This window comes from Mesorhizobium temperatum (genome assembly GCF_002284575.1).
GTDB lineage: Bacteria > Pseudomonadota > Alphaproteobacteria > Rhizobiales > Rhizobiaceae > Mesorhizobium > Mesorhizobium temperatum.
Map to the genome: position 1 here is coordinate 1 of NZ_NPKJ01000020.1, position 2,901 is coordinate 2,901.

The 2,901-nt window shown below is 53.4% G+C and carries 1 rRNA gene; it reads right to left on the minus strand.

Annotated features, from left to right (window positions below):
- Nucleotides 1-20 precede the first annotated feature (20 nt).
- Nucleotides 21-2,828, minus strand: a 23S ribosomal RNA gene (locus CIT26_RS05720).
- Between the last annotated feature and the right edge of the window lie 73 nt (nt 2,829-2,901).

Genomic DNA, 2,901 nt, shown 5'->3' on the forward strand with positions numbered 1-2,901 from the left:
GATGGGCATAGGGAATGAGAACGATCAAGCCGATCGAACTATTAGTACCGGTAAGCTTCAAGCGTTGCCGCTCTTCCACACCCGGCCTATCAACGTGGTCGTCTTCCACGGTTCTCAGGGAATACTCGTTTTAAGGTGGGTTTCCCGCTTAGATGCCTTCAGCGGTTATCCCGTCCGGATATAGCTACCCTGCTATGCGGCTGGCGCCACAACAGGTCCACCAGAGATCCGTCCATCCCGGTCCTCTCGTACTAGGGACAGATCCTTTCAATATTCCTACACCCACGGCAGATAGGGACCGAACTGTCTCACGACGTTCTGAACCCAACTCACGTACCGCTTTAAATGGCGAACAGCCATACCCTTGGGACCTGCTCCAGCCCCAGGATGCGATGAGTCGACATCGAGGTGCCAAACAACCCCGTCGATATGGACTCTTGGGGGTCATCAGCCTGTTATCCCCGGCGTACCTTTTATCCGTTGAGCGATGGCCCTTCCACGCGGGACCACCGGATCACTATGACCGACTTTCGTCTCTGCTCGACTTGTCAGTCTCGCAGTCAGGCAGGCTTATGCCATTGCACTCAGCGAACGATTTCCGACCGTTCTGAGCCCACCATCGCGCGCCTCCGTTACTCTTTAGGAGGCGACCGCCCCAGTCAAACTACCCACCATACATTGTCCCGGACCCGGATAACGGGCCGCGGTTAGACATCCATAGTGATAAGGGTGGTATTTCAAGGGTGGCTCCACCTGAGCTGGCGCCCAGGTTTCAAAGCCTACCACCTATCCTACACATGCCACTACGAATGCCAATGTAAAGCTATAGTAAAGGTGCACGGGGTCTTTCCGTCTAACCGCAGGAACCCCGCATCTTCACGGGGAATTCAATTTCACTGAGTCTATGCTGGAGACAGCGGGGAAGTCGTTACGCCATTCGTGCAGGTCGGAACTTACCCGACAAGGAATTTCGCTACCTTAGGACCGTTATAGTTACGGCCGCCGTTTACTGGGGCTTCGATTCAGAGCTTGCACCCCTCCTCTTAACCTTCCAGCACCGGGCAGGCGTCAGACCCTATACGTCGTCTTGCGACTTCGCAGAGCCCTGTGTTTTTGATAAACAGTCGCTACCCCCTGGTCTGTGCCACCCTCCTCCACTTGCGTGGAAAAGGGTCACGCTTCTTCCGAAGTTACGCGTGCAATTTGCCGAGTTCCTTCAGCATAGTTCTCTCAAGCGCCTTGGTATACTCTACCAGTCCACCAGTGTCGGTTTCGGGTACGGTCTATAAGGAGGAGCTATTTCCTGGAACCACGCAGCAGCCCTTTCAATCCGATAAGATTGGACTACCTCAATGATCCGTCACTTCCTCCAGGCCCACGAATATTAACGTGGTTCCCATCGTCTACGCATTTCTGCCTCGACTTAGGGGCCGGCTAACCCTGCTCAGATTAGCTTTAAGCAGGAACCCTTGGACTTTCGGCGGGGGAGTCTCTCACTCCCCTTACGTTACTCATGTCAGCATTCGCACTTCTGATACCTCCACCACCCCTCACGGGTATGGCTTCATCAGCTTACAGAACGCTCCGCTACCGCTCGTGATTGCTCACGAACCCTAAGCTTCGGTGTATGGCTTGAGCCCCGTTACATTTTCGGCGCAAAGACCCTTATTTAGACCAGTGAGCTGTTACGCTTTCTTTAAATGATGGCTGCTTCTAAGCCAACATCCTGGTTGTTTTGGGATCCTCACATCCTTTCCCACTTAGCCATAACTTGGGGACCTTAGCTGTAGGTCAGGGTTGTTTCCCTTTTCACGACGGACGTTAGCACCCGCCGTGTGTCTGCCGACTAGTACTCCCAGGTATTCGGAGTTTGGTTAGGTTTGGTAATCCGGTGAGGACCCCTAGCCCATCCAGTGCTCTACCCCCTGGGGTATTCGGTCGACGCTCTACCTAAATAGATTTCGCGGAGAACCAGCTATTTCCGAGTTTGATTGGCCTTTCACCCCTAGCCACAAGTCATCCCGAACTATTGCAACAGTTATGGGTTCGGTCCTCCAGTAAGTGTTACCTTACCTTCAACCTGCTCATGGCTAGATCACTCGGTTTCGGGTCTAATGCGACGAACTGAACGCCCTGTTCAGACTCGCTTTCGCTGCGCCTACACCTAGCGGTTTAAGCTTGCTCGTCACACTAAGTCGCTGACCCATTATACAAAAGGTACGTGGTCACCCAGGACGAACCTTGGACTCCCACTGTTTGTAGGCAATCGGTTTCAGGTACTCTTTCACTCCCCTTGTCGGGGTGCTTTTCACCTTTCCCTCACGGTACTAGTTCGCTATCGGTCATGCACGAGTACTTAGGCTTGGAGGGTGGTCCCCCCAATTTCAGACAGGATTTCACGTGTCCCGCCTTACTCGAGGACGATGACTTGCATTACGCGTACGGGGCTGTCACCCACTATGGCCCTACTTTCCAGAAGGTTCCGCTTGTCTCATCATCGCCACTGGCCTGGTCCGGGTTCGCTCGCCACTACTGCCGGAGTCTCGGTTGATGTCCTTTCCTACGGGTACTTAGATGTTTCAGTTCCCCGCGTTCGCCACTTTATCCCTATGTATTCAGGATAAGTTACCTATAACAGATACTTGGAAACCACAGCAGCAAGTTGCCCTGCTGCTCTGATTTTCCAAGCACCTTAGGTGGGTTTCCCCATTCGGAAATCTACGGATCAAAGGGTATTCGCACCTCCCCGTAGCTTATCGCAGCGTATCACGTCCTTCATCGCCTGTGCATGCCAAGGCATCCACCAATTGCCCTTAAGACACTTGATCGTTCTCATTGCCAATACCCACCGCGCGATCTCGAAGAGATCGTCGCCCAGCGCGATCTCGAAGAGATCGTCGC